This window comes from Paraburkholderia aromaticivorans (assembly GCF_012689525.1).
Lineage (GTDB): Bacteria > Pseudomonadota > Gammaproteobacteria > Burkholderiales > Burkholderiaceae > Paraburkholderia > Paraburkholderia aromaticivorans_A.
In genome coordinates, this window is the sequence record NZ_CP051515.1 from 1,848,143 (window position 1) to 1,870,272 (window position 22,130).

Below are 22,130 nucleotides of genomic sequence, written 5' to 3' on the forward strand. Positions count from 1 at the left end.
ACCGTGAATGCCACTCGTCATGTCCGACCGGGCGGCATCCGTCGAGTGATATGTTTCCCGGAGAGAGATCATGCAAATGAGTGACCATGGGCGAGACCTGCTGACCCAGTGGGAAGGATTCAAGACCCACGCCTACAACGACATCGTCGGCGTCGCGACAATCGGCGTCGGCCATGCGCTGACGCCGACAGAGAAGAGCGCCGGCGCGCTCGACATTGACGGCACATCCGTGCCGTACGCGGGAGGCATTTCCGAAGATCAGGTCAAAGCACTGCTGGGGTGCGACCTGCACCGCTACGAAAGCGCGCTCAACGACGCGATCGCTGTCGATCTCGCGCAGAACCAGTTCGATGCGCTAGTATCGTTCTGCTACAACATCGGGATCAACGGCTTCCAGGGCAGCAGCGTGCTCAAGGACGTCAACAACAGTAATTTCGACGCCGTGCCCGACGATCTTAATTTGTGGAACAAGGCGGGCGGCCAGGTCAGCCAAGGCCTCGTCAACCGGCGTGCCAACGAAGTAAGCCTCTGGCTAGGACAAATATAATGCGCTTCAGCGACAGTTCAGGCAGTCGACGCCTACCCGGCGTGCCGCTCGCCCTTGCGTTTCTGCTCTGTGCGGGCTGCGCGTCGTCACCCGTCGGCGCGCCGTCCGCGGCACCCACGATGCAGCAGACAGCGCAGGAAGCCTCCGACCGGCTAAAAGCCGACACGCAACAACTCAACCAGTTGCTGCACGAACTGAACACGTCGCTGCCGCCGGAATCCGCGAAGCAACTCAGGCAAACCCAGCCGCGCTGGGAGACGCTAGCGCGAGACGAGTGCGGCTGGCAACGCGACCTTTCGGGCGGCGGCTCGATGGCGCCGCTCGTCTATCTCACGTGCATGGATCAGCGTGTACGCGAGCGCATCAACTGGCTGAAGCTGTTCCTGTGTGAAGGGTATGGCAGCACCGGCGAATGCGCGGCGTCAAAACGCTATTGACGCCGACAGTCGCGTTGGCTTCCGCCAGCCGCGCGCTTCACTACCGACTCACCCGACTCACCGCCCATTCGCACCCCCCATCCCGCCAAATTCGCCATCGGCTACCAGCTTGCCCATTTTCTGATACTCGCGCTGGGTCGCCGCAATCAGATGTGTCATGCGGACGATATCGGCGCCATCGGCCGCAAGAAAAGCCGCGGCGAGCGCAATGTTTCGGATATTGCCGCCCGACAGATCGAAGCGGCGCGCAAGCAGAGCAAGGTCAAGCGCAACGTCGCGCGGCGTCTGTTCGGGCAATACCCTTTGCCACATCCGGAAACGGTCGGCTTCGTCGGGCAATGCAAAGTCGACGGTAAACTGCAGGCGGCGCACGAATGCTTCGTCCATATTGCGCCGGAAATTGGTGGCGAGAATCGCGACGCCCTCGTATTCCTCGATGCGCTGTAACAGATAGCCCACTTCGATATTCGCATAGCGATCGTGCGAATCCTTGACTTCGCTGCGCCTGCCGAATAGCGCGTCAGCCTCATCGAAGAACAGGACCGCATTGGCGCTCTCCGCTTCGTCGAAAATGCGGCCGAGATTCTTCTCGGTCTCGCCAATGAACTTGCTGATTACCGACGACAAGTCGATCTTGTACAGATCGAGGCCCAATTCCCCCGCGATGATTTCCGCCGCCATCGTCTTGCCGGTACCTGACGGTCCCGCGAACAGCGCCATCAAACCCTTGCTTGAGATGAGCTTGCGATCGAATCCCCAGTCGCCGAACACCTGATGCCGGTACTTCATGTGATTGCAGATTTCGCGCAGTTGCGTGAGGCGATCGGCTGGCAACACGATGTCGTCCCATCCGACTCTGGGGCTGATCTTGTGCGCGAGCGTCGACAGCGTGCGATTCGAGTGATAACGGCAAGCATCGTACACATCCTGCACGCCAACCTCGACGCTCGCGGGATCGCGCCACCGTGCGAGTTCTTTTGCGGTTTGCAGTGACTGCCTGATCTGCCGCGGCGTGAAGCGAAAGCGCGTGGCGATACCGGTCAGGTCGGCAGCGGCGTGATTGAATGGCTGGCGGTCCAACGCCTTGTGCCATAGCTCGAGCCGTTGCGCGACCGTGGGTAACGCCAGCGTCACCAGGACATGGTGCGTGTTGCCCGATGCGCGCTCGGGCAAACGCAATGTCTCGCTGGCGATGAACCCCAGCGACGGTCCGGTATCGACAAGCGTTTCGAAAGCCGACAGCAGCGCGCGATTTTCGCCAGCCCTGAGGACGTCGACGTTGTCCCAGTACAGCGCCGCGCCGGCGAGACGCGCCTCCCGATCGATCAGCATGGCGCAGGTCGCGAAATCCGCGTCGGTGTTCAGCCTGACGAGATCGACTGCGATCATCGGCACGCCACGCTCATGACACAACGCCCTTGCAACCGCGTGCCGCCCGATACCCGGCCGCCCCTGCAAGTGCACAACCAGCCGCGACGTCGCGGCGGACCGCACCGCGAGTCCTTGCAAGCCGCGCCTCATCGCGTCGTCGAGAACGAGCGATGCAAGATCGTCGCCCGCTTCGCTGCGCTCGACATAGCGTGCAATCCGTTCGCCCGGCTGGTCGGAGCCGAGCAGAAACGCGGCGATGCGATCGTCCGCCTTGAGATATTGGCCAATCAGTGGCGGCATGGCGCGTGAGGCGTCGTCGAACACTTCGAGCAAGCGATAGCGGATCAGCGGCGCATCGGGATCGAAATGCGCCCGCGCGGCCATGCGCCTGAGTGGATCCGTTTCGGCGAGAGACAACACGAGGTCGACGCTCGGCCGCGTCTTCGTGACATCGTCCTGCAGGTACGCATAAAGCTTCTCGTAACGTGTGTCCAGGGCGATCGCAAGACAGATCAGCAGGATACGGAGATCGAATTCGTCGAGGCCGAACAATTGCTTCAGGCGTTCGAGCCGCAAATCGATACCCGCGTCGAGGCTGGCTTGCTTGCGGTTGTCGATCTGCTTTCGCAATATCGCCAAACGCGGCGTGAGTGCCGTGTCGCCGTTATCGGCAAGCAGCCAGGACGGCATGCCGAGCGGTGCATCGAGCAGCGCATCGACGCGCTGCTCCGACAGATAGAGCCCGCGAAACTGGTCGTCTTCGGTCTGCTGCCTGCGTACGCGAGCGACCAGCGCCCGAATCGACAGATCGATCCACTCCATTTCAGCGAGCAGATGCGCGAGCGAATTGTCGAAGGCAGCCATGATCCGCGGCTTATGCGTCCTGCGCCGGCGGACGACCCGTGACGTGTTCGTACGTCACCTCGACCGCGACGAGCGACACGCGGGCATAGCCTTCGGCGTGGATTTCCAGTGCGAGCGTCGACGTCTCCAGATGCAGGTCGCCTTTTTCAATTTCCCAGGTGGTATCGAACGCGCCGGCAGACAGATTGGCTTTCAACACATTACGCGCGACATGCTTGCGAGCAGCGGCGTCCCAGCCACCGATCACCAGTTCGACATGCATAGGTGCTTCGTTTTCGGCTCCGGCAAGCCGCAAGCGCAACACGCGAGTCACACCTGCCGGCAACGTAATCGCCATGGTGCCCGCAGCGCCGCGCGTGTTCGGCTGCTCGTTATACTCACGGTGCGAACGCGCTTCAGTTGGACCGACCCGGAACGGCGGCGGCGGCGTTTGCTTGTCCGGCGGAAGCGGCATGGGCCGGAACGGTGATCTCAGCCAGCCGGTGCGAAGATGCGCGTCGAGCGCCGTGGCGTTCACCGAACCGGGCAGCAACAGTGTTTTGAGCTGCCGCCGGTTGGCGACGCTGATCCCGTGATGGCCGATATGGCCTTTTTCATCCAGTTGTACGGTCGCGAGTACGACCGCGCCCTCGGCAACGCCCACCGCCGCGCTCAAGACCGCGTAGCAATGCAATGCGTGCTGCTGGTTATCGCCGCCCAGATTCGCGGGGTCCTCCTCTTCGTAAATCAGACTGACGGCGACCTGTGCTTCCGTCGGCGCCGACGTCAGACTCAGCTTCTCTTCCTGCAGCAACGCGATCTCGTGGCCGTGTCCGTCGATCGCGAAGCCCGCGCTGACGACGAGCGTCGTCTCATCGGCGCGTCTCACCTCCAGACCCTGCACGACACCCCAACCGTGCAGATTCAGTGCGTGACGATACCGCGCGGTCGCGTGATAGCGCTGCTCGGCGATGAAGTCGTCCTCCAGCAGCAACTGGCCGCGGAAATAGCCAGGCTTCTTATGAAGCAACTGTTTCTTTTGCATTTGAGGTGCCTCTTCTCAACACCAGCTCGTACACCGTATGCGCCGGCTTCGCAAAATCCACGACAGCTCGCACACGGTGTTCGAGCGATTGTGATGGCTCATGCTGCGCTCCGCCCGTCGCCTCGCTGATCGCAATTTCGATGCGGAAGCGCCCCGGTGCCTCGCGCACCAGTATCGAGTCCTGACCGAGCCGTGCGCGCCCGATCGTGAAACCGTGCAGCGGGTTTTCGTCGACCCGCACTTCGCTCACGCCGTCAAAACACAAGCGCAGCAGCGCTTTCAGATACTGACGCGTGCCCCGCCGCCCGTACAGCGGCACGATTCCGGCGATGATGATTCTCAACCGGTCAGGCGGGAACAACCGGTAAGGACTGAACGCGACCCACTGCGCAAGCCACGGCAAAAACCGGTCGGGCGTGCGCGCATGAGGATGGGTCTGCCCATGCGCCGAAGCGTCGATACCGAGCGGCGCAAGCAAGCCAGGAATCGCATCGATCTGCTGCGAAAACGACGGCGCTTTGGGGTCCGCACTGTCAAGCAGGATGGTTTCGAACGCGGCGAGCAACGCGCGCAATTGCCCCGACTGGTCCGCGGCCCGGTATATCGCGGGCAGGTTGTCGAGCATGCGGTCGCCGGGTTTGGTGCTGCCGTTATTCATCGCGGGCCCCCTGGTATGCGATCGGGCCGGACTGATCGCGGTCAATTTCACGCATGCCGTCGTGCGTGATCGAGAGCCGCAGCAACTCCCATGGCCGCAACGTGATCGACGCAAGCACGCCCTCGCTGTCCCGTATCAACCTGTCCTTGTAATGCGGCGGTGGACCGCCAATCCGTGTATCGATACCGAGGCTCGAGCGCGTGCCGACCTGCACGCCGAGGCTCGCATCGCGATGCGCAGCGGACTCGGGCCCGTTCCCCAATTGCAGCACGCTGAGATTCTCGACGTAATCGACGTCAGGCACGTCGTCGATCGTTCTGGCCACCTCCGCGAGGATCAGCGGCGCGCCCAACGCGGTGTCCGCCGACGCGGCCGTGCCGTCATAACCGAAACGCGCCTGCAGCGCGGCCGCGATGCGCGTGCGAGCGGCCTGCGGCGACACGCCGGCCAATAACGCGACGTCGAAGCCGATTCCAACGTACAGCGTGTCCGGCGCGACGACGTGCAGACGGGTCGTCAGCAGACAGCGAGGCAGTAGAAAGCGCCGCACTCTGGCGCGCAGACGCGCGGCGTCTTCAGGCGAGCGTTCGTCTAGCGGCGCGACGATCACGCTGACGTGGCCGGTCTGCTTCGTCAGCGCGTGGTGCCGGTTGCCGCTCAGATCCGCATCGACGACGCAACGCGCGATCACATCGTGTGGCTGCGTGACAGAAGGTGAGGCATGACGTCGCGCGGCCAGCAGGGCGAGTTGCTCGAAGTCAGCCGCGGTCGCCGCGCATTGCGGCTCGCCAAAGTCCTGCAACACGCGCTCGATTGCGCACTGTAGCGTCGCCCGGTCGGCGCCGACGAGACTCGCGGCGTCGTGCCGCGCGCCGCCGTTCAACAAACGCAGGAACTGCAGCAGCGCAGCCGGCGTCACGCGGCCGGCGCGATACAGCAGAATGTCCGTGAAATAGGCGAGCAGTTCGACCAGTGTGACGCCTGGGTCCGACGGATTGTGATTGGTCCAGTCGGGCGCGTAGATCGGCAGCAGCGCCATCCCCTCGCTGACCAGGTCGTTGAAATCGAGCACGTCGATATGGGTTGTCGCCATGATCGTCAGCCTGCGCGCAGCGCATGAGTGCCTGCGCAGACGAGGTAACGCGCCGCGCCCGGTGCATCGGGAAATGCAGCGTCGAAACGCAGCCTGATCGATTGCGCGTAGTCAAGCCCGTCGACGCCGGCCAGCACCTCATGGAAATCCGACGCGTGCGGTCGCGCGCCGAACCCCCAGCCGCGCCCTGCCCGTCCGCCAGTCAAAGGATGCAGGAAGAGGTCGAGACGCTCCAGGCATTGGGCAATCACACGAGATGCCTGGGTGTCGGCATCGATCGCGAGCGTGGCACTGACGCTGACGCGCAGATAGCTCGGGCCGAACAGCATCAGATCGACACCCGCCGGCCGGCGCGCGTCGAGAAAACGCTTGACGTTGCGCAACAGCGCGGCCGAGGGCTGCGGTTCACGCGCCGTGCTGTATGGCACGATCGCGACCCCGACAGCACCCGGCGACTGCGGCATGCCCGACGCGCCCCCCTTCAGCTCGGCGGCACCGAGCGCACTCGCGCGTGCCACTTCGGGTGAGGCACGCAACGCCAGCGCCGCGTAGTCGTCGATGCAGACGGCGCGGTCACGGTGGCCGAGCCACGCCAGCGCGGCCCGTCTCGAGGCATGCTCGCCCTGCGCGTCCTGGCCGCCGCGGGCGGCGTCCACATTGGTGACCGACTCGATATGGGGGATCGTCGTGCGCAACTGCGCGATCTTCTGCGGCGCGCAGTTGCCCTGCGCCCCGCCGCCCGCCGCATAAGTCACACGCAGGTTATTGCCGCCCGCGGGCGGAATCCGTCCGCGCCGGCCGTCGCCAAAAGTGATCGCGCCGGTGAGCCGATCGACGACAAAAGCCGTCGACTGCGGCGTGGCATCGTCGAATGACGCGACGCATTGCCAGTGCAGCCACGGCTGGGCGGATGCGGCCACGCCTTCGCGAACTTCAAGTTCGACCTCGCCGACAAGCGGAGCGCGCGCCGTATGGAACACCATCCCGGCTCGGCCCGTACTCGAACCCAGCAGTTCCCGTTCGAGACGGATCGACTGGATCGCCGGCACCACGTTCACCGCGATGTGCTGGAGCGACGGCAGCCTCGGTCCGTCGTCCTGCGGGTCAAGCAGGCAGCGCAGCCACAGCAGCTTGCGGTCCGGCTCGGCAGCCGCATCGACCCATGCAGCAACGTCCGGTCCGACGGACAGCGCGATGAAACCGGATTCGCGCAACCCGGCCGTTTGATCGACGACCTCGCAATCGCACCAGCCGGACGCGCCACGCACCTGCCAACGCGACGCCGTGCCGCCCGTTATTGCCGCGTCGCGACAGACGGGCGGCGCGTCGCCGGTTGCGATGGCGACGTAGGTATTCAGCTTGCGCTTCGCGAGATCGGTCGGGGCCGCCTGAACGCCGAGATACAGCATCTCGCCAGCCTGCCCGGTGGCTGGGAACGGGCGAAACGGCAAGCGCTGCCCTTCTGGCGTCGTACCGATCTGGATCTGTTCGAGGCCATCGTCGAGCACGACCTGCTCGAGTTGCAGCGGCCCCCGCGTCATCGACACGCTCGTGCTGATTCGCGCGATCGACGGCGCCACCACGGAGAGCGTCATTGCGCTGTCCAACGTGGGCCTGGCCACGCCATAGCTGCCGGACACCAGACGGGCCCGCAACCAGCCGCTGACGACAGAACCCATCATCGTCAGGCCGGCGTCGGCGGGAATCGTCAACATCACCGTGCCGTTCACGGTGAACGATCTCGTCCCGTCCGTGACGGGCAACGGCGCCCAGCCCGACGGCGTCTGGATATCCCATTGCACGCGTGGCTCGCCTTCGGTGCTCACCAACGCAATCGGCGCGGCGTCCGGATCGCCGTCAGCGGGATTGGTCAACGTCAGGTGCAACTCGACGTGAGCGCCGCCCAGCGCAATATACTTCGACGCCACGTAGAACACATCGCCAAAACGCGGCCGTTCGCCGAACGGGAAAAAATCGCGCGTCACGTCGAGCGGAATACGCCCATACCATGCGGCCTCCACCGGCGCCGCAGCGAGCGCGTGCTGAGTCGACACGCTCAACGCGCGGATCAGCGCGGACGGCGATGCGGGATTCGCGCGCGAGGTAACGGCGCCGTCTGACATTCGCGGCCCGGGTGCCGCGGTCGAACCGAAGCGCGCGCTCAGCCAGCAGTTCTGGATGCCATGCACGGCCGTCTGGGGCCACGTGGGCATGGGCAGCGCACCGAAGCCGACCTGCCCGCTTTGCGCGAGACCTTGAGTGGTGTCGGACAACGGAGTCAAAGTCATGAAGCCCTGCGGCGTCGCGATGCCCCATTCGAGCGCCGCACCGTTAGGCACTGCCCACGCATTGTCCAACTCGACGTTCACCTGCATGCCCGTCAGCACCGGCGGCGCGCCGAGCGCCTGCAAGCCGAGATGCATCGCGCGCACGAGCGGCGTGGCCGGCAATGGCGCACTGACACTGGCCGCGGCCCCGCTAGCCACCATCGCGCTGACGTCGGTCAACAGCATGCGGCGCAAATCCACGCGCAGCGCGCGTTCAGGTTCGACACGCAACACCTCCAGATCACGCGTGGTCTGGAACACGACGGGCGCGCCACTGCCATCGGCCGAGGGCGCCGCGACTTCCGTATAGCGAGGAACCACCGGCGCATCCAGCGTGGTCGATGCACGTGCCGGCTTGAACGACAGCGGCGCGCTCGCCGGCACCGGCGGCACCGGCCGGATCGGCAGGAGCGCCACGAACGCCGCCAGATGAAGCTCGGGCGCGCGGTTCAGCGCATCGGTCAGAAGCCGGCAGTAATGCGCCATCGCAGCCTCCAACGCGCCGCGCAAAGGGTCGACCCCGTCCGCGTTCGCCAGCGCGCGTGACACCGCGGCGTCGATTTGCGATACCGTCCAGGTTTTCCTGCTGAGTTCCGGTGCGCTGTCGAAGTTCACACGATCGGCCTGTCGACATAAAACGGATACACGAGGTTGTAGCGGCTGTCGGTCAAACGGACCCGGTAGTCGATATCGATCAGCAACTGCTCGCCCTGCAAGCCGCCACTTGAAGCGACAACATTCAGCACGTCGATGCGCGGCTCCCAATCCTGTAACGCTTCACGCACATGGAACGCGGCCATCCCCTGCGTCGCGCTGCTGTTGACTGCGAACACGAGTTCGTGCAGACCGCAGCCGAAAGTCGGCCGCATGACCCGCTCGCCCTTCGCTGTCGAAAGAATGATCACGATCGACTGCCGCACGCTTTCCTCGTAGCGCGCCATCGACATTCGCGCACCGCCGGCCGCTTTGGCCTGCTCGTCCAGTTCGACCGGGAAACCCCAGCCCACTCCCAGCACTTCAGCTGGCATCGCCCGTTCTCCCTGGCACGCGCGGCATCCATTCGCCGCGCCGCGAATATCGGTTCTGTCAGTCCGGTCACTTCATTCAGTTCAGATTGATCACCGCGCCTTTCAGACTCATCGGCGCGGTCGCGGTTGCGTCGATGGTCGTGGCCGCCTTGACCGTCACGTCCGCCTGCGAATTCAGTTCGATGCCCACAGCCTGGATCGACACCTTGCCGGTCTGCGAGCGCAGCGAGATGTCGCCTTGCGCCTCAATCGCGATCGAGTTGTCCGCGGCATGAATGACGATACGGTTTTGCCCGGTCTTGTCGATGATCTCGATGCTCTCCTCGCCGGCCCGATCGCACAGACGCACCACATGGCCGCTGCGCGACTTGATGCTGCGATTGTCGTTATTGCCGTCCGAGTTCGATTCGTGCGCGACATCCTTGCCGTTCCACAACGCGCCGATCACGAACGGCTGCTCGACGCTGCCGTGCTCGAACGCGACCAGCACTTCGTCGTCGACCTCGGGCAGAAAATAGGCGCCGCGTCCGTTACCCGCCATCAACGTGGCGACACGCGCCCAGTTGCTCTCGTCGTCCTGTTTCAGCCAGGGAAAGCGCACTTTCACGCGGTGCATGCTGTCGGGGTCCTGGTTATTCGTGACGACGCCAACCACCACGCCGTAATAACGGCCGTCGGCGTTCGCGCCCGCGAGCAGGCTGTGCAGCAGGTCGTCGTGCATCATGTCGCGTTCCTCCTTACAGCAAAGCGCGTGCGGTAGCCCTTCGCGATCGAAAAACTCTGCTCCGTCGCGGTCACGTAATAAAGGCCGCTAAAGCGCGCGCCAAGTCCTTCGATCTTGACAACGACGCCAGCACGCATCAACGGCTCGCCGATGCAAACGCCATCGGCTTTGATATAGCCAAGCGCCATTTCTGAAAAACGCTGTTTCGCCATCTGATCCGCTTCCTGCTGGCTTTGCACCGGGACGCGCACCACGGTGCTGCCGGACGCGCCGAAAATCGGCTGCACGCTCGCCGCGCCGGACTTCTTTCCGCTCATCAACGAGGGTTCGTCGCCAACCGCGGCGCGCGCAACGAACTCCTTTTTATCTTTCGCGTTCCAGCCGCGCACGACGAGTTCCTGAACCTGCCCCATCGTCGTCATTCGAGGGCGGAATTGCAGTAGTTCGATTTCGCGCCGCAGCGTCAGTGTTGCGCTCTCGCTGATCTTGCGTGGCCGGTAAATCAGCGAATGGCCATCCACCACCACTTCGTGATCGATACGCCGTGCGCGGCTCAACAGGAACTCGAGGTCCGTCTGGCCGTGTTGCAGCACGTAAGGCAGCACCACCTGGGTGTCGTCGATCTGCGGCTTGAGGCCAGCGGCGCCCGCCAGTTGACTGGCAATGTCACTGTCCTTCAGGTTGATATAGGAGCGCGTCTTGTGCTCGCGCATCATGCGATGACGCCGGTCGTATCCGCGCACGGTGAGCGTTGGCGGGCCGTTTTCGGGGAAGCTCGGCTCGAGCCCGGTAATCTCGCCGCTGAACAGAACTCGCCGGTTGTCTCGATAGCCCATTTCGATCTCGACGGGATTGCCTTCGCGGAACAGATCGTCGTCGATCCATTTGACCTGCATCTGCGCCGTGTCCATGCAGGTCAGCGAAAACGTGAACATGCCCATCGTATTCACGTCGTCCAGCACGTTAATGCCGATCAGATCCGCGGCGGCGGCAAGCGGAAGCGCCGCGCCGTTGATCTTCAGCGCGAATTCCGGGGCCAGCGTGTCGAAGTTGCTGCGCGAGTTCATGGTTCCGCCAGATAGGCGCCGCCGTTGGCCTGAGTGTTCGGCGTCGTCGACAGGCGCAGCGCGGGCAGCAGCAAGGTCGTGCCGGGCTGCAACGCAAGCGGGTCGTCGATGCCGTTCGCCTCGGCGATCTGCCGCCAGTAGCGCGGATCGCGATACTCCAGTGCCGCGATGCTGGCGAGCGTCTGACCGCGCCGCACGGTCCACACCTTGACCACGTCCGACGACATCAGGTTCTGCTTTTTCAAGTCTTTCTGGTTGCTGCGCCATTGGGTGAACGTGCACTTCACCGTCGCGCGCACGGGCGTGCCGTTGTCCAGGAACATCGTGTATTGCGTGTCGAGGCCTTGCAGCACGCCTTGAAAGATGATCGCTTCTCCGCCCCACTGAATCTGGCAAACCGGCGGCCGGTGCTTGTCACCGGTTACCGATGTCAACGCGAGCAGCTTGCTGGTGTACTTGAAGACGCTCTCCTTGGCGGGATTCGGCGTGTCATAGGTGTCGAAGAACAGTTCGACGCTGAGCGTCGCGGGGTCGGCTGTCGTGAATTGCAGCTCCGGGCTGTCACGTTTGGACGCGTCCTGGCTCTTCCATTGCACCTGCCGGGTGACGCTCAAACTCTTCGGGTTGAACATCGCGACGATCCGCGAGTCCTCGGAGGATTCGCTGAATTGCAGGTTTTCGCCAGGCAGTTCGATGAGGATGGTCAGTTTGTTCAGGGCCATGACGCGTACCCTCGCCGTTCGCGCTCGACGGCCAGCTTGTCCTGAATCACCTCCCAGACCTTTTCGGCCAGTTCATTCGGGTCGGCCGTCTTCTGCGCAGCGGGCGCCGGCGCGGTTTGCGCAGGCGCCGTTGCGCCTGCGGGTCGAGCGGCCGTCTTTTGCGTGTCGACTGGGATGACACCGTATTGCTCGGCCAGCCGATCTATCGCGACCGGCGGCGTGGATGGGTCACTGCCCGTTGGGCTGGCCGCCGCGGCGTGGCGTGCTGGCGCGCCATAGGCGGGCAACAGCGGCAACGGCGAGCGCTGGACAGCGCGCGCGCCCGTCGCGCGCATGGCCCACGAGCCCGACGGTGTGAACACCCGATGCACATACGGCGAGCGAGCGACGGGCGCTCCCCGCACACTGGCGGTGCTGCGCTCGTCGATGGATGGGGGAGAAAAGTCGTACGACGGCGGTTGACCCCTACCGCCAGGTTCGTGCGTGAAATCGGCCTGGCGCTCGACGCTGGTGTGCATCGATGTCGGAAAATCGTGGTGGAACATCATGCCACTGGGCTGCGTCAGCGGCTTCGCAATCCATTGCGGGTCGGACGACACCGCCGTACTCCCGGGCACCACTTCATTTGTCGATGTTGGCCGGGGCTGCGGACCGCTCTCGAGTGTTCCCGCCGCCGCCGTCGATGCTGACCAGGGCGCGGACGGTGGCGTCGCGGTTCGGGCGACAACGCGGGCCAACGTGGCGGCTTCGCCAGGACCGGCGGCGCCGCTGAGCGACGCGGTACGCGATCCGGCCGTCTCGCGCCCCGCGTGGTTCGGTGGGATCGGCTTGATCGGCAGATGCGAGGATGGCTCGGCGACAGCGGGGGCATCGGCCAGAACCTTGGCGTCTGATTCGATTGCGGGATCGCGCTGCAAGCTCCTGCGCTCGCTCGAACCTCGCAACAGATTCACGATGGCTCGCGCGTTCACATCGGTTAAGCGGGCAACCGGTAACGTTGCGACCGGCTCATGAGGCTCATGAGGCCGATGAGCTTCGGACGAAGCCTCGGCGCGGGACGGATTATTGGCGTCGGCGTGGAGCACAGCAGCCGCAACCTGGGTGCGTGCATCAGCGGGGTTGTGTGACGATGCTGCGGTTTCGCGCGCAGGGGCGCCGGCCCATTCGCGGGCCGGTTGCGACGGCGCGCTGACGATGGGAGCCGGCGCGAGAAGTGTGTGGTGGTCCACAGCTAATCGACGACGCTCCGGCAAAGCAGACGCGGCGCGGCTCACTGATCCGTACACTGAGGCGCGCTGCATCGTATTTGCCGTCGGCCACATCGCGACCGCCTCGCGAGTGGCCCGATCGATAGCCCGCTCGGTCCGCACGGGAGCAACGTCGCTCGGGATTCGCGATGCGGTCCGCGCAAGGACAGCTTCCCCTACGACGTTCGACGCAGTCCGCGCAGCGGCAGCGTCGGTCTGGACTCGCGATGCGATCCGTTCACGGACGGCTTCGTTTACGGCAGGCCATACAGTCCGCGTCGCCGAGGTCGAAGCGCTGCTTGCGCCCTTCAGGTTCAAAGACGGGTTGTGGGAAGCGACGCGCATCGGACTGGCCAACGGCTGCTCCAACGTCCCCCGGCGGCCGCGCTCGCGATGAATCACGCCGTGCATCACGCCGGGTAGGGGTTGCCTGGATGCCGTCGTGAGCATCGTCGAAGGTCGAGGCGTCGCAATCTCGTGCGTGCCGGACGCGACCGATGCGGCCATCGGCATGCGCATCGTGACGGACGTCAACGCGTTCGTTACCTGTGCGCGAGACTCGACCGAGCCACGCGCACTTGGCTCCCCGATCGTCAAGCTGCCGGAGGGGACCAAGGGCGTGCGCGATTGCGGCACCATTGCGTCCCGCACGCTAGCCGAGCCCTCGCCCGCGTGCTGTTGAACTGACTCACCGTGAACATGACCGGTGCTGATGGAGCGCTGCAGCGCAGTGGCGTCGGTCAGATCGCCGGCAACGGATTGGTCCGCTCGCACGTCCGGCTTCCGCGCAGCCTGCTGGGGCGCTGCGTGAACCTGCGGCGACTCCGGCTGTTCGCTAGCGGTCGCACTTGCCACCCGGTCAATGGCGCGACGCCCGATCGGCGCGACCGGATCGGGCGCATGCGCAGGTTGAGCGCCATCGCGCGCCACAATCGACGCAATCGCCGCGCTCGCCGCAGTCGGCACGGATGCCACCGGTGACACGGTCGGTGCACTCTGTGCGCCAGCCTCATCCGCCGCGCTCGCCGCAGCGGATCCTGCACGATCGGTTGAGGCGTGCGTCCGCGGTATCTGTCCATCATCCTGCCGAGCGTCAGTCGTCAACAGCAGTGCGTCCGCGCTGAACTGATCGTGCGCACTGGCCACCGGCAACTCCGTCAGTTGCGCGCGCGCGACCACCCTATGCGTCCCGGCGAGGGGCACATCAGGCGGCTGCGGATCAAATCGCGTACGCCACCCAACCACAACAGGCCAGTTCTGCGCGTCACCCGTTGCGTCGCGGCCGCTTGCGCGCCGCAATGGCCCGGCGACGAACTCCGTGTGTCTGTCCTGGATCGCGGCGCCCATCCGCGTCGCCTCCCACGACTGCCCCGAGCGGTGCCGCGCGATATGCGTATGACGCTGCCACAGCGCGTCACCGAGCGATCGCGTAACCGACGTAGTCACTTATGCACTCCCCGATGTACAACCTCAATCGACTCGAATGCGACCGCCGACGTGTTCGCGTGCATCTCCGGTCCGGTCCACTTGACGGGGCACGCATCCATGAACGTCCAGTGCAAGCCGGGCAGGCCGCGCGTGCCGTTCAGAAGAATCGTCAACGGCTGTCTTGCGATCTGTCCATTCAACACCAGTAGATACCAGTGCCACAGATCCTGAGGATCACCGAGACCGCGCTTCAGCACGAGCCGCGACGAGTACTTCGTCGGCCCCACCAGTTGGTGTTCGAAATCATTCACGCCGCCTTCGCGCAGCGACTCGACCTCGGACTCGACGACCAGCCCCGACACCTCGTTAAACCCGGCGACCACACGAGGGCCGATCGAAACGGAGAACACGAAACCGACATACAGGTTGTCTGCTCTGATTGACATGGCCATGTGCTACTCCAGAGCGCCTGGTTGCGCGTGATTGATGCGCCCGTTGATTCTGGCCACCTCTTCCACCCACCGCTGACGCTCGAGATGGTCGAGCTTCATCAGTTGCGAGTGTGGCCAGTGAAAGTGATACGCGACGTAGGCTACCTCCTCGAAGAGCTGGTCGGGGGGGTAGCCTATGGCTCCCCCGATTCTTCGATTTCCACCTCGAATTTCTTTTCGCAGCCTGGACACGTCACGCGCACGCGATTGTGGCCATTGCTGTTGATTCGCTGGTATAGCGCCTCCAGATGCGCAAAGTCTGCCGAAAACAGTTCCTCGATTACGCGCGGGTTGACCTGCGGCAACTCGCCAAGCTGCGTCACCACGCGCGATAAAAGAATGATCGCCAGATAACCGGGGTTCGATTGCACACGCGGATCCTTCATTGGCGCAATCTCGTCGTTCGCGGTCGCGAGCCGCATCACGCCATCGCGATGCAGCGTGCCCTGCGCATCGACGTAGCCATTCGGCAGCGTGAAGGGGAATTCAGTGATGAGGCTCATTTGGTCCGATCCAGCCCTTCATGCACAAGTTCGATCGTATCGATCGCGACTTCGTTAGCCGTTGCGTTGAACGTCGGCCCGGTCCATTTGGTCGGCCACGCTTCGACAAAATCCCACTGCGCGACGTCGTTGCCTTCGTCGTCCATCAGAATGATCGAGCCATTCTTGCGGCAGTCCTTGATCTTGCCGTCCATCACCTGCTTGCGCCATTTCCACAGGTCATGGTCGTCGGTAATGCCGCGCTTCAAGGTGAGATTCGAGAACTTCTTCAGCCCCGGCAGCTTGTGAATCGTCAGGGTCTTGTCATCCCCTTCGCGATAGTCGATCGGATCCGTGGCTGCGTCGAGCCCCGATACTTCCCGAAAGCCTGCCCTTTGAATCCCGTCGATCGACACCCTGAATTTAAAGCCACGAAACGGATCAGAACGCTTTCCGGTTGCCATGATGTGACTCTCCTCTATACCGTGGCTGTAGGTCCAGTAACGGTCACGCCGCTCGCACTCTGCGTGATCCTGACAATGACAAATTCGCTCGGCACCTCGGGCGCGAGGCCCACCTCTGCGACGACAACGCCGCTATCGCGGCTGTATGGCGGATTCGTTTCGGCATCGCACTTCACGAAATAGGCTTCTGACGGGCGCTGCCCCTTCAGTGCGCCATGCCTGTATAGCTCCGCGCAATGACGGTCGATCCGTTCGGTGATGATTCCCCACAAGACCGGATCGTTCAGTTCGAACACCAGATCGCGCAGATCGTGATCGAGCCAGCGCTTGAGTGCGAGCATCACGCGGGTGACGTTCACGTACATCCACGCGGACCGGTCATTTAGTGTGCGTGCGCCCCACACGCGAATACCCCATCCCGGCGACGCGCGCAGGCAGTTCACGCCAGCGCCGTTCAACTTCGTCTGCCCGCTGTCGTCGAGATCGAACGACAGATCGAGCGCGCCTTCCAGCAGTTCGTTCGCGGGCGGTTTGTGTACGCCGATGCGCCGGTCGCTGCGCGCATACACGCCCGCGATGTGACCGCAAGGCGGAACCAGCATGTCCGCACGCGCAGTGCCGTCGCTCGCCCGGTGACCCTTGACCCGAATCCACGGAAAGTAGAGCGCGCCGTGATTCGCCGGCAGCGACTGCCAATGGCCGACTGCATCCATCACCACATCATCGTGACGCGGGTCGGTCATGGAGCTGTCCGGGTCGGTGGCACGCACGTCCAGAATCGCAAACCGGTCGCCCATGCGCGCGCAGTATTCCATCACGGAGCCTTGCAACTCGATCACGCTCTCAGCGGAGCGCGCAATCACTCGCGTCATGATGTCGGGCACACAAACGAGATCGATCTCCTCGACTTGTTCCAGCGGGCCGCCGATCTCAAACAATGCGAGAAACGCCGACGTTACGTGGCTTGCGTGCATGTCGACGCCCACCTCCGCGGGCGGATCGGGCGCCAGTTCGACTGGCATCACGTAGCACAACCGGCCACCATTTTCGAAGAAGCCGCGCACCGCGCACGCGAGCAGGCTGCTCACCGAATCGCTGGCGAACGCTTCGTCGAATTGCTGCCAGCGTGTCAGGCGGCGCACGGGCGCCGCGTCCTGCCCCGGCTGCACAGGGCCCGTCAAGCCGACAAACAGCGGCACCCCGCTCGGCAGCCGCGCCGGCGCGTTGGCAGCAATAGCCTGCCAGTCGAAGTAAAGACCGGGCGGACGCTGGAAGTCCGCACCGGGCGGGGGCAGTCGTGTGCTCATCGCTCACTCCGGACGAACCGGCTCAGGTCTGCAGCGCACCGGTGGACTGGGTGATGCGGAAAATCACGAATTCGGCGGGCCGCACGATCGCCACGCCGATTTCCGTAATCACCTGGCCGACGTCGCGCACTTCAGGTGGATTGAGTTCCGCATCGCACTTCACATAGAAAGACTCTTCCGGTGTCGCGCCGAATAGTGCGCCGCTGCGCCATACGTTCTTCAGGAACGCGGAGATGTTCAAGCGGATCTTGGCCCATAAAGCCTCGTCATTCGGTTCAAAGACGATCCATTGAGTCCCTTCTTCAATCGACTTCTGCAGGAACAGGAACAGGCGCCGCACACTGATGTACTTCCATTCACCGTTCGCATCGCCGCCGATAGTGCGAGCCCCCCAAACGGTGACCGCACCGTTCATGATGCGAATCGCGTTGACGCCCTGCGGGTTGAGCATTTCCTGCATGGGTTTGCTGACGTAGTACTTGACCTCAATGGCGCCACGCACCACGCAATTCGCAGGCGCCTTGTGCACACCGCGCGTTTCGTCAGTCAACGAATAAATGCCGGCAATGTGTCCGCTCGGCGGCACATACGTGCGGCCTCGATATTTCGGATTGACCTTGCGTGCAAGGTCACTGTCCTGCAATTGCTTGGCGGGATCGATCACCTCGATGTGCGGAAAATAGAACGCGGCGTCCTTGCACGGGCGCGGCAGCGCCTCGCTGATTCCCCCACTGCTGGTGTAGCTCAACTGCTCGATGTCGAGATCGTTGTCAATTTCGTCGTTGACTACCTGCTCGCTGTCGAGAATCGCAAAGCAGTTTTCGCGGTCTTCCACGTGGTCCATCAACGCCTCCCACGTAGTCGGGTTCTTCGGCAAACCTGGCGCGGCGATAATGGCGAGTTCGTCGATCGACCTGAACTTCTCCAATGCGTCTTCAAGCTGATCGACGTTGTCGATTCGCGCCACGAAAGCCTTGGTCCCGCCGTTTCTGAAGAAACCATTGAGTGCGTGCGTCAACGCGTGATGGCCAGGATGCATCGGACCGAATATCCTGCTGTCAGGACTGTCGTCCGGGTTATCGGCGAGCGCTTTATAAGCCGAGAAATTGCCGAAACGCTGCACGTATTCGGTGAAGTTGGTGCACAGCTTCGTGTCGAGCGCGGCGGTTGGAATAACGAATTCCTGCAGCACGAACGGACTCAGAATCGAACGGGCAAGAAGCTCGTTGCCGCCCGTCACGTCCTCGAAATCGGCGTCCTCCTGCTCGACGAAACTACTTTTTGGCGGCGTCCTGGCCGGCGGCGCGGCCGCGGGCGCTTCCGCCACCGCGACGGCTCCCTCAGCGGCTTCTGCGCCACCAGCAGGAGCAGGCGCCGGCTGCGTTTTTGCCGCAGCCAGCTTCTCCTTGAGTTCATCGAACTCCTGCTGTTTCTGCGGTATCTCCTGCTCTATCTCGGCAAGATTTCTTATCGCCGTCGCGTGGGCTTTATCAGCTTTCTGCTCAGCCGCGCGGGCAACGTCGACCGCTCTCTTTTTCGTGTCCCGGTCCGCATCGTCAGTCGCGGCGTTGAGTGCAGTGGTCGCACTTTCCAGCGTCTGCGCCGCGGCGACCAAGGTTGTTTTCGTCGCGTCCACCTGCTGCTGCGCTAGCGGCTGTTTTTTGGTCAAATCCGCAAGCGCGGCGCTCACGCGTTGAACGGACTTGTCGAGGACCGCAATTGCCTGCGCTTTCGCCTCCGCCGCGACGGCTTCTCTGCCAGGATCGACAGGCGCACCCGGCACCGCCGCCGCCTGGCCGGCTAACAGGTCCGCAAGCTGCGCCGCAGCGCGGGCAGCCACCGGATCGTAGTCGGGATTGGGCACCGGAATATAGATCTTCGGACCGAAGACACCGATAAATCCGGCGACATTGGTTCCCACACCCGCAATCGGTTGCTGTGCGGACGCGACTTCTTCCACATAGACGCCCGGGGCGAGATAAGTTGCACTTGACATGGACACGTCCCCTTTCAGTCGATATTCCTGCGCACAATGATCCGTTTCAACCGCTCTGCTGCGTCACCCGCCCTTGTACGCCATCTCATCGAAATGGAAGATTCTCTCCTTGACGAGATACACCTCTTGCGGCGCGGCAACGTCGATGGAGAGCGTAACGGTGTAGTTGATCGCAGCCTTGGGCTTGCCACCCATGGCCTGCCAGAATTCGCCGAGGCTCTGCAGACGCCCCGGCTGTAATGCACTGACCGGCAACGGCAGTTCGCTGGCGGCAAGCGTCCCGTGCAGCAGATCCTGCGGCAGCGTGCGGTAACGCAACAACACGCGCATCACCTCGCCGAGCAGGCGATGTTCGTCTTCCGCCGGATTGGCGATCCCTTCGCGCGGCCATGCCGTAATCAGATAAGAAGCGTCAACGCGCACCGGCATAAAACGGCGCAACGCGATGCCGTTTTCATGCTTTTCAAGCTCGACATCGTTACTGCGCAATTCGAGGTTTTCGCGCACGTCGTAAAGAAACAGATCGACCGCCGGCGTGGTGACAGATTGCGGCGGAAAGCGATCATCCGGCGCCTCGAAGCTCACCTGGATCTGTTCGCTCAAACCAGGTGCGAGTTCGCGTCTCAGCAATGCCGCCAAGGTCTTGTCGAGGTCGTCAATCATAGGGGCGAACGCATCCCTTGGCAGTGCGCCAGACAGTTCTTCGAACACGGGGCGTGCGTCTTTCGACGATCGGCGCGATGCACGTTGGATAACGTTCGATTGAACACCGAACTCAACTGTGTCGCGTCTCTTTGAATACGAAATCTCAACCGCTTTATGGATAGGGCAGATCTTTAACAATGTCAAGGATACCGATGTATTCACCAATTTCGACTGCGAGGCGTGTCGAAAAAACCGCTATTGCGATGCACTCTCGTGCACCGTGATACATGGCCATGCACTGTGCAAATCAGACGCACGTCGGCTCATTCCAGCCAAATCTTGACAAACACGAGTCGCGAGTCTAAACCTCAGTTCAATAATCCGCGTTGTGTTCGAGGTACGCGTTATTTGCGAACGACGCTTAGTAGCACACGCTCAAAAAGTTGCATGGGATACGCCAGCCGGACGAGAGCTGAACGGCGCGCAACGCCTTGAGTTGTGATCTGAAGGGCCTGGCCATGCCTGTCGAACCTCGTTCCGATGCCGCGAGCGGCGGAGTTGTAAGGACGCGACTCCTTCGCGTCGTGCAGGCGGGCGCGATGTTCGCCGCGTGGCTAACTTCATTGTGGATCTTTTCGACGGGTCTCGCACTCGGGGCCGATCTGCAAATTGTGTCGGTCAAGGAGGCCAGCCCCGGCTCGGTGGTCGCCACGGTTCGAACTGCCGACAGTCAGCCGCCCGCCACAGCGTTCCATCTGCACTTCCCCAATTCGCCGACCCGGGATGTCGTCGCGAATCAGGTCACTCCCGTCACCGATCTTGCGTCCGCTCAGCCTACTGCGGTGATCGTCGGCGTCGACCGCAGCGGCTCCATGCGGCTCGCGGTGCCCGCCATCAAGCAGGCGTTGACCGAGGCCTTTGCCGTATCGCGTCCGGATCTGCAGATCGCGGTCCTGCCGTTCGGTTCCGCCATTCCACCACCCCAGCCATTCATGTCGGACCAGGCGGCCGTCACGGGCGCTATTTCAGGCGTGCAGGCCGAGCGCGGCAAAGATGGCAAGACGTTGCTTTACGACACGGTCAACCACGCGCTCAATCGCTTGCGCGATCAGTCGCAAGGGCGTGGCCGCCTGCTCATCATTTCCGACGGCAAGGACGAAGGCAGCCAACTCGCACTCCAGAGCCTGCTCGAAGAAGCAAAAGCGCGCGGCGTCCCCATCGATACCGTTGGCTTCGGTCCCGAAGCCCATGGCTTTGCGGGGTCGCTGCAGGCCATGTCCATGGCAAGCGGAGGCAAGTTCGTTCTGGCAGGCGACGGCGGACAATTAGCCGACGCCGTTCGTAGCGATCTCGGGGTCAAGCCAGTGCCGACCTTCGATCTGCATTTCCAGTACCCCGCAAACCCGTCGGCAAGACCTGACGCTTCGGCACAACTTCGCTACGCGGTGGCCGGAGCCACTGCCGTGAGCGTACCGGTGAACCTGGCGCTGGCACTACCGGCGACGGCTCCCGCCCGCGCCGCCGTGCAGCCCGTGAAGCGCCCCCCACCGCCGCCGCCGGAAAAAAACTTGCTGGAGAAATTCATAAAGCTGCTGTCTGGCTCGTCTCCTATAGCGAAGGTGAACATCGGCACATTTGCTGCGGTGATTCTCGCGATGGTCGCGGCGCTCATCTGGTTACTGACCTATCTGTTGCGCCCTCGCCCACCCGAACCGCCGCCTGCCCCCACGCCGCCGCCCGAGCCTTACGCTCGCCCGCTACGCGCAGGCACGCAGATCGGCGCGTTTTTCGCCGCACCGGCGCGAGGCCGTCCGAACGCCCAGTTGATCGGACGCTCTGGCCCGTGGCGGGGCAAACAGTTTGCAATCGAGCAAGCGTTGATTCACGTCGGAGCTGACGCGAAGAATGAACTGGCACTCACAGGCGATGAATACGTATCGGGCAACCACGCGACGATCCGCTTCGAAGGAGGCTCGCTGTATCTGAATGATTTGTCGTCGACTAACGGCACGTTCCTGAACGGCACCCGTCTGAGTGGCACGGCTGGCGTGCTCGCGCCTGGCGACGAAATCCGTTTTGGACGGACCACGTTCGAACTGCACAGCATCAGTGAAGGCGCGATTCGCCACAACGAAGATCGGCACAGGGTGCCGTAGCGCCCGTCACCCAACATGCTGAACGCACCGGCGACCAGGTATGACGGCAACG

Annotated in this window: 21 protein-coding genes; 4 read left to right on the forward strand and 17 right to left on the reverse strand. The window is 63.3% G+C overall.

Annotated features, from left to right (window positions below; all coding sequences use genetic code 11):
• Positions 1 to 70 precede the first annotated feature (70 nt).
• Together HF916_RS20130 and HF916_RS20135 are read left to right on the forward strand one after the other, a co-directional pair.
• Complete coding sequence (locus tag HF916_RS20130) at positions 71 to 547, forward strand: lysozyme (RefSeq protein WP_168790601.1); 477 nt, start codon at positions 71 to 73, stop codon at positions 545 to 547.
• Positions 547 to 984, forward strand: coding sequence for a lysozyme inhibitor LprI family protein (locus HF916_RS20135; protein ID WP_168790602.1), 438 nt, complete (start codon positions 547 to 549; stop codon positions 982 to 984). The genes HF916_RS20130 and HF916_RS20135 overlap by 1 nt, the downstream gene beginning before the upstream one ends.
• Before the next feature lie 57 nt (positions 985 to 1,041).
• Here the strand turns inward: HF916_RS20135 and HF916_RS20140 are convergent, their stop codons facing one another.
• The 10 genes from HF916_RS20140 to HF916_RS20185 form a co-directional block, all read right to left on the reverse strand.
• Entirely contained in the window at positions 1,042 to 3,219 is a 2,178-nt protein-coding gene (locus tag HF916_RS20140; RefSeq protein ID WP_168790603.1) for an ATP-binding protein, read from the reverse strand.
• A gap of 10 nt (positions 3,220 to 3,229) precedes the next feature.
• The gene (locus HF916_RS20145) at positions 3,230 to 4,243 is read right to left on the reverse strand and encodes a hypothetical protein (protein ID WP_168790604.1); all 1,014 of its coding nucleotides are present in this window, start codon (positions 4,241 to 4,243) and stop codon (positions 3,230 to 3,232) included.
• Positions 4,218 to 4,901, reverse strand: a complete 684-nt coding sequence (locus HF916_RS20150; protein ID WP_168790605.1) for a phage tail protein — start codon at positions 4,899 to 4,901, stop codon at positions 4,218 to 4,220. Before HF916_RS20150 ends, HF916_RS20145 begins: the two co-directional genes overlap by 26 nt.
• On the reverse strand, positions 4,894 to 5,994 hold the full coding sequence (locus tag HF916_RS20155; RefSeq protein WP_168790606.1) for a hypothetical protein: 1,101 nt from the start codon (positions 5,992 to 5,994) through the stop codon (positions 4,894 to 4,896). The genes HF916_RS20150 and HF916_RS20155 overlap by 8 nt, the downstream gene beginning before the upstream one ends.
• A 5-nt stretch (positions 5,995 to 5,999) precedes the next feature.
• Entirely contained in the window at positions 6,000 to 8,936 is a 2,937-nt protein-coding gene (locus HF916_RS20160; protein WP_168790607.1) for a putative baseplate assembly protein, read from the reverse strand.
• Positions 8,933 to 9,349: a GPW/gp25 family protein gene (locus HF916_RS20165; RefSeq protein ID WP_168790608.1), complete on the reverse strand. Its 417-nt coding sequence runs from the start codon at positions 9,347 to 9,349 to the stop codon at positions 8,933 to 8,935. The genes HF916_RS20160 and HF916_RS20165 overlap by 4 nt, the downstream gene beginning before the upstream one ends.
• Positions 9,350 to 9,425: 76 nt before the next feature.
• Entirely contained in the window at positions 9,426 to 10,073 is a 648-nt protein-coding gene (locus HF916_RS20170; protein ID WP_168790609.1) for a phage baseplate assembly protein V, read from the reverse strand.
• A complete protein-coding gene (locus HF916_RS20175; RefSeq protein WP_168790610.1) occupies positions 10,070 to 11,140 on the reverse strand; it encodes a phage late control D family protein in 1,071 nt (356 codons plus the stop codon). Before HF916_RS20175 ends, HF916_RS20170 begins: the two co-directional genes overlap by 4 nt.
• Positions 11,137 to 11,862 (reverse strand): CIS tube protein, encoded by a 726-nt coding sequence (locus HF916_RS20180; RefSeq protein WP_168790611.1) that lies wholly within the window; start codon positions 11,860 to 11,862, stop codon positions 11,137 to 11,139. The genes HF916_RS20175 and HF916_RS20180 overlap by 4 nt, the downstream gene beginning before the upstream one ends.
• Positions 11,853 to 12,815 carry a hypothetical protein gene (locus HF916_RS20185; protein WP_168790612.1) on the reverse strand — a complete coding sequence of 321 codons (963 nt, stop codon included), beginning with the start codon at positions 12,813 to 12,815 and terminating at the stop codon, positions 11,853 to 11,855. Before HF916_RS20185 ends, HF916_RS20180 begins: the two co-directional genes overlap by 10 nt.
• Positions 12,816 to 13,551: 736 nt before the next feature.
• On the opposite strand from HF916_RS20185, the gene HF916_RS20190 reads away from it, so the two are divergent.
• The gene (locus HF916_RS20190; protein WP_168790613.1) at positions 13,552 to 13,791 is read left to right on the forward strand and encodes a hypothetical protein; all 240 of its coding nucleotides are present in this window, start codon (positions 13,552 to 13,554) and stop codon (positions 13,789 to 13,791) included.
• Between the two features lie 760 nt (positions 13,792 to 14,551).
• Here the strand turns inward: HF916_RS20190 and HF916_RS20195 are convergent.
• The 7 genes from HF916_RS20195 to HF916_RS20220 form a co-directional block, all read right to left on the reverse strand.
• Positions 14,552 to 14,983, reverse strand: coding sequence for a phage tail protein (locus HF916_RS20195; RefSeq protein WP_168790614.1), 432 nt, complete (start codon positions 14,981 to 14,983; stop codon positions 14,552 to 14,554).
• Between the two features lie 9 nt (positions 14,984 to 14,992).
• A complete protein-coding gene (locus HF916_RS51725) occupies positions 14,993 to 15,220 on the reverse strand; it encodes a DUF6760 family protein (protein WP_346777718.1) in 228 nt (75 codons plus the stop codon).
• Complete coding sequence (locus HF916_RS20200) at positions 15,163 to 15,531, reverse strand: phage tail assembly protein (protein WP_168790615.1); 369 nt, start codon at positions 15,529 to 15,531, stop codon at positions 15,163 to 15,165. Before HF916_RS20200 ends, HF916_RS51725 begins: the two co-directional genes overlap by 58 nt.
• Positions 15,528 to 15,974 carry a phage tail protein gene (locus tag HF916_RS20205; RefSeq protein ID WP_168790616.1) on the reverse strand — a complete coding sequence of 149 codons (447 nt, stop codon included), beginning with the start codon at positions 15,972 to 15,974 and terminating at the stop codon, positions 15,528 to 15,530. Before HF916_RS20205 ends, HF916_RS20200 begins: the two co-directional genes overlap by 4 nt.
• Before the next feature lie 14 nt (positions 15,975 to 15,988).
• A complete protein-coding gene (locus HF916_RS20210) occupies positions 15,989 to 17,281 on the reverse strand; it encodes a phage tail sheath family protein (protein ID WP_168790617.1) in 1,293 nt (430 codons plus the stop codon).
• 22 nt (positions 17,282 to 17,303) lie between these two features.
• A complete protein-coding gene (locus HF916_RS50990; protein WP_240975447.1) occupies positions 17,304 to 19,277 on the reverse strand; it encodes a phage tail sheath C-terminal domain-containing protein in 1,974 nt (657 codons plus the stop codon).
• A 63-nt stretch (positions 19,278 to 19,340) separates the two neighbouring features.
• The gene (locus HF916_RS20220) at positions 19,341 to 20,144 is read right to left on the reverse strand and encodes a DUF4255 domain-containing protein (RefSeq protein WP_240975448.1); all 804 of its coding nucleotides are present in this window, start codon (positions 20,142 to 20,144) and stop codon (positions 19,341 to 19,343) included.
• 296 nt (positions 20,145 to 20,440) lie between these two features.
• Here HF916_RS20220 and HF916_RS20225 point away from each other — a divergent pair, with 296 nt between their 5' ends.
• The gene (locus tag HF916_RS20225) at positions 20,441 to 22,078 is read left to right on the forward strand and encodes an FHA domain-containing protein (RefSeq protein WP_168790618.1); all 1,638 of its coding nucleotides are present in this window, start codon (positions 20,441 to 20,443) and stop codon (positions 22,076 to 22,078) included.
• Positions 22,079 to 22,130 lie beyond the last annotated feature (52 nt).